This is a genomic window from Duganella sp. Root198D2, assembly GCF_001428585.1.
In the GTDB taxonomy this organism is placed as follows: Bacteria; Pseudomonadota; Gammaproteobacteria; order Burkholderiales; family Burkholderiaceae_D; genus Rugamonas.
Genome location: NZ_LMIC01000032.1, coordinates 1 through 5,447 on the forward strand (window position 1 = coordinate 1; position 5,447 = coordinate 5,447).

At 57.5% G+C, this 5,447-nt stretch carries 2 protein-coding genes; both read left to right on the forward strand.

Going from position 1 to position 5,447, the window contains the following annotated elements; translation table 11 throughout:
- The first annotated feature begins 657 nt into the window (after positions 1-657).
- Positions 658-1,035 (forward strand): hypothetical protein, encoded by a 378-nt coding sequence (locus ASE26_RS19990; RefSeq protein ID WP_055932179.1) that lies wholly within the window; start codon positions 658-660, stop codon positions 1,033-1,035.
- Positions 1,036-1,724: 689 nt separating this feature from the next.
- Positions 1,725-5,447, forward strand: a 3,723-nt coding sequence (locus ASE26_RS19995; protein WP_200960827.1) for a hemagglutinin repeat-containing protein, incomplete at its 3' end; no start/stop codon positions are given.

The following is a 5,447-nucleotide window of genomic DNA, read 5'->3' on the forward strand; positions in this document are numbered from 1 at the left end:
CGTCTCCCGACGTGCCCCAACAGTCAGATCGATTCGTTGTTGCCATTCCCGAACTCTACTCAGTCCTAAACCCGCTGTGAAGGTGGAATGGCTGGACGCATACTTGGCAGCTACCTAACAGTGTCTTGTATTCCTCGGGGTCCGAAGAGGCCGAAGCTAAGTCGGCTGGACAGTCTGCTAATGGCGGCTCATCTTTGAACGGAAACGCGACAAATTCTTCGCCAACGGGAGGGGCAGCTGTTGGCTCGCGACCAACAGCGAACAGTACAAATAGCACAGCAGCATTGGAGAAGGTCCTTTTTGATAACAAGTTCCCTCAAGATAAGATAGCAGACCCGAAAATTGTCTCGCCAGTAGCGCTGAAGACCATGAGTGGGAATTTGAATTACGTCATACTTGAGGACGGCTCTCTTGTGCTTGGGAAGTCACCGCATACTAGTCTTACGAATAACATGCGAGTACAGGCGGCAGGCGAAGTTCAACTTTATAACGGAAAGATCAAATGGCTCGACAATGCATCGGGGCACTATCAGCCATCTGGCCCACAAATTAAGGACATTGCGGAATCTGCCTTTTCAGTAAGATAGGCTTAGATGCGACTGATAAGTTTCAGTTTAAAGTTTGGAAATTTGATTCGTCGTTGGCGAGAGGTGGAAAATGGATGAAGCAATGACAATGAATGCGCTAAAGAGTGAATTGCTCGAGGCAGAGCATATATTAAATACGGTGTATTCGTTTGAAAGGGCGGAGCCAAATTACATCCGCTGTCTCGAGATTATTAGAGGGGCGCCGGAAATGAGGCATCAAGTTTTCAAGCTGTTGACCTCGCTTTTCGAAGCCAATTTAATTAGTGATGAGCCGTTGGCATTCCTCATGCATGTTTTGCGCTGGTCAGAAGTGCGCGAATGGGCCGAGATCAACATACGAATGATGTCCAATCCGATTGCCACCGGCCGCCCATTAGAGAAAGTGATTGAGGCATTCGATGATGACTGGGAGAATCAAGAATTTTATGAGCTCTTCTCCAAGAAATAGCCCGGGCCTAACATTGCCCCTCAAACAGTTCAGCCGCATGAACGTGTGTGTCCTGTTCAAATAGGGATTTCTGGCGGCGCAACGTTCGAGTGGCCGAACAGGGATTCCTGTCGGTGCGAGGCATCGTTCTTGCTTGACGGCGCCACGAGTAGGCGGCGGAAAGTGCAATATATGTTCAGCCCCTTTGGGTTTTTTTACGCCGCCTTGATTGATTTTTGAGTAAAAGGCCGCTTTTGTGGTACGGCATAGACGAGTGTTTTTCCTGGCGCCTGTGGACGGCAACTCACTTCGTCAACCAAGAATCGAATACATCGCTAGAGGCGTACTCGAAATCCTGTCAGGTAATAACGTAGGGCGACATCAACGCCCGCTGCTTCCGCATCATCGACGTAACGGCCGGCACGGTCGGCAACATTCGTGACTCGGTAACTGTTCTTGGAAGCGGCACCAATGCCGCAGCCAACGCAGGTGGAAATGCCAGTGCCAGCGCCGGCAACGGTAGCGGTGCCTGTTCGTCCGGCGCCGGTGCCAATCTGGCCAGCGCCGACCAATCCGGCAATAGCGGAACGTCCAACCAACTGCTGGCGGGTGGCACATCGTCTGGCAGCGGCACCGGTAACAGCCTGGATACCGCTGGATCGGCGCAATCGGCCGGGCCTGCGCGCCAAGGCTCGCTGTTCGGGCGCGTATTGAACCAGGCCCGCAGCAGCACGCTTGGTGACGTCAACGCCGCGGCAGGTGCTTCCGTAGGGCAGAGCGCCAGCGCAGTACAGGGCCAAGGCATCCTCGGCGTGCGGCAAATCTCGCCTGGCGGCCTGTTCCTGCGCAACCCGGACCCGAAAGGTGAATACCTGTTCGAGACGCGCCCACAATTTGCAAAGCAGGACCAGTGGACCAGCAGCGACTACCTGCTGGACAATCTGGCAGTTGACCACGCGACCACGCAAAAACGCCTGGGCGACGGCTTCTACGAGCAGCGCTTGGTGCGCGAACAGCTGTCCAAACTGACCGGCCGCGCCCCAAGCGCCGCTCCAGGCGACGATAAGCTGTACAAACAAATGCTGAGCAACGCCGCCAGCGTCGCCCAGGAATTCAATCTGCGTCCCGGTATCTCGCTCAGCCCCGAGCAAGTGAGCCGCCTGACCAGCGACATTGTGTGGCTGGAAAGCGAGACCGTGCAGTTGCCGGATGGTTCGATTGAAACCGTGCTGGTGCCAAAAGTCTACCTGGCCCACGTCAGCGGCAATGCAGTCAAGCCGACCGGCGCGCTGGTGAGCGGCGCCAGCGTGACGATCGACGTCAGCGAAACCATCATGAACCAGGGCGGCGTGATCGACAGCGGCAATGGCCGCACGATCCTGCTGGCTGGCGAAGACATCATCAACAAAGGCGGCAGCATCAAGTGCGGCGACGTTGCGCTGCAAGCCGGCCGCGATATCAGGAACGAATCGCTGGTCGTAGACAGCAAGTGGTCGTCCAAAGTGAACGGCGGCAGCTTCACGTCGCTCTCCAACCAGGGCACGATTTCGGCCACCGGCCAGTTGATCATGGATGCCGGCCGCAATGTGACCGACCTGGGCGGCGCGATCAACGCAGGCAGCGCCTCCATCCTCGCTGGCAACAACATCACCTTCGATACGGTAAAGACCGGCAGTGCCTATCACTACCAGGCGAATGGCTCCACGATCGACAACAGTGCTACCTACAACCAGCTAAGCCGCGTGAACGTTGGCGGCGATTTGTTGATGGCCGCCACGGGCAACCTGAACCTGACCGGTACTCAGTTGGCGATCGGAACCAGCGGTGCCGGAGCCGGCAATTTGCTGGCTGGCGGCAGTGTGAACATCGCCGCCGTGGTCGACGAAGTAAAGAGCAGTCTGCTGAGTGATCCCAACACCAAACACTGGGATAAGCAGATCCACGAAAATCAGGCGGTGGTAGGCGCTAAAGTGGCTTCCACTGGCGACCTGCTGGTCAATGCGGGCATCAACCAAAGCAGTGACCTGAACATCAAAGGCAGCACGCTTGCTGCGGGCGGCACGCTGACGCTCAAGGCGAGCAAAGACCTGAATATCACCAGCGTCAGCGAGTCTCACCTCTCGGATATTGAAATCCATCGTAAATCGGGCAACGCGGTCAAGAAGAGCAGCAGCGATGCTACAGATTACGACGCAAGCACTCTGGCGATCGGTAGCAGCATCAAAGGCGGCAACGTGGTCGCCACCATTGGTGGCGATACCCTGATCAAGGGCAGCACCGTGCTGGCCGATAAAGACCTCAGCATCGACGCCAAAGGTGGCCTGAAGATCGTCAGCGCAGAAGAAACCAGCAAAACATCGAGCACCAGACAGGAGAAGAAGTCCGGTATTAGCATCAACTATTCGGCCGGCAACCTGAGTGCTGGATATGGGAAGTCCAAGGCCTCCTCGCAAAGCGAGGAAGAGACGGTCACGCAGCTGGCTTCCAGCATCGGCGCCCTTGGCGGCAGCGTCAAGCTCAAATCCGGCGAAACCTTGCAAGTGGTCGCCTCCGACATCGCCGCCAAGGAAAACCTGACGCTGATCGGCAAGAACGTCGACCTGGCCGCAGCGCAGAACAATTCGGTCAGCCAGTCGAGCACCCAGAGCAACTCTGCCGGCTTTGCCATGGGCTTGACGGTTAACCCGCTGGCAGCCTTCCGGAGTGCTTACCGGTCCGATACCGAGAACACCAAAAATTCCAACTTCGTCGGCAAGTCACTCAGCCAGGCAGAAGGCCTGGCCGAAGGCGTCAAGGCGGCAACGACCTTCGTTACGACGCAATTCGGCTCCAAGAGCTCGAACAGCACGCAAAACCACGCCGTCAGCGAAGCGCGCACCAGCAGCCTGACTGCCGGCAAAGACCTGACCATCATTGCAACAGATGGTTCGATCACCAGCCAGGGCGCGCAGATCAGCGCCGAAGGCAATGCGCTGCTGCTGGCCAAGGACAGCATCAAGTTTGACGTTGCCCATACCACGGAAACCAGATCGCAAGATTCAAAGAAATCGGCCTTTGTCAGCGATAACCGTACCCTCCTGGGCGGCGGCATCCTGAACAACAAGGGCGACGGCAAGGGCGGTACCGACACCGTGACCGGTACCAAGCTGTCGGTCGGCGGCAGCGCCACCATTGCCACGCAAGCCGGCGACATCACTCTGACCGGCGCCAACGTGGTTTCTGAAGGCAACCTGTCGATCAATGCCGCACGCGACCTGACCATCACCAGCGCGCAGGACACGCTCCACAACGCCAACCAGAGTAAGAACAAGGCAGATGGCAAAGTGGCCATTTCCGACACCGAACGCTTTGCCGGCTACCACAAGGAACAGCGCAGCGACAACAGCAACCAGGTGACCCAGGTTGCCTCCAACGTCTCCAGCCTGAAAGGCGACGTGAACCTGACCGCGGGTGAGAAGTACGCCCAGACTTCAAGCAACGTGCTGGCAGCGAATGACGTCAACATCACCGCCAAAACGATCGACATCACGGCGCTGCAGAATACCGGAAGCCACCAGGAATCCAACAGCGACCTGAAAATCGGCGCCTTCGCCCGCGTCAGCTCGCCGCTGATTGACCTGGTCAACAACGTGAATGCAGCGCGCAAATCCGATGACCGCTTGAAGGCCATGCAGAGCATGGCGGCAGTCGCCAACATCTACCAGGCTGCCAGCACGGAAAGTGGTGTCCTGATCAAGGGCGAAGCTGGCATTGGCTTTGCCAGTAGCAGCAATTCCAGCAGCGGCAGCGATAGCACCGCACAGGGCAGTACCATCAACGGCGGCCGCAACGTGACCCTGACGGCCACCACTGGCGACATCCACGCTACCGGCGCCGCGCTCAATGCCGGCAAAACCCTGAGCCTGGATGCAGCTCAAAACGTCGTGCTGGATGCCAGCCAGGGCACCCTGCATAGCGATGGAAAAAACAAGAGTTCCGGCGCGGAAGTAGGTGTTGGGTTCCAGGTCGGCGCGCAAACCGGCGCGTACGTCTACGGCTCTGTCAATGTGGGCAAAGGCCACAGCAAGAACGACACCACGATCAACAACAACACCGAGCTCAAAGCCGACACGATCAATATCAAGAGCAAAGGCGACACCACGCTGAAAGGCGCATCGGCAACCGCCAACACCATCAACACTGATGTCGGCGGCAAGCTGGCCATCGAAAGCCTGCAAGACACCAGCCAGTTTGAAAGCGTGCAAACGAATACTGGTGTGCGCGTGCAGGTAGGGTTTGGTGTCATGGGTGCCAGCGGCAACCTGTCGCAACAAAAGGGCAGCGGCACCTACGCAGGCGTGGGCCAGCAATCGGGCCTGTTCGCTGGTGACGGCGGCTACCACGTCAAGGCCGACACGATCGACCTGAAGGGCGGCGCCATCGCCAGCAACAAC

Coding starts and splice junctions, on each gene's coding strand:
- ASE26_RS19990 (WP_055932179.1), top strand. CDS start 658: ATGGATGAAGCAATGACAATGAATGCGCTAAAGAGTGAATTGCTCGAG.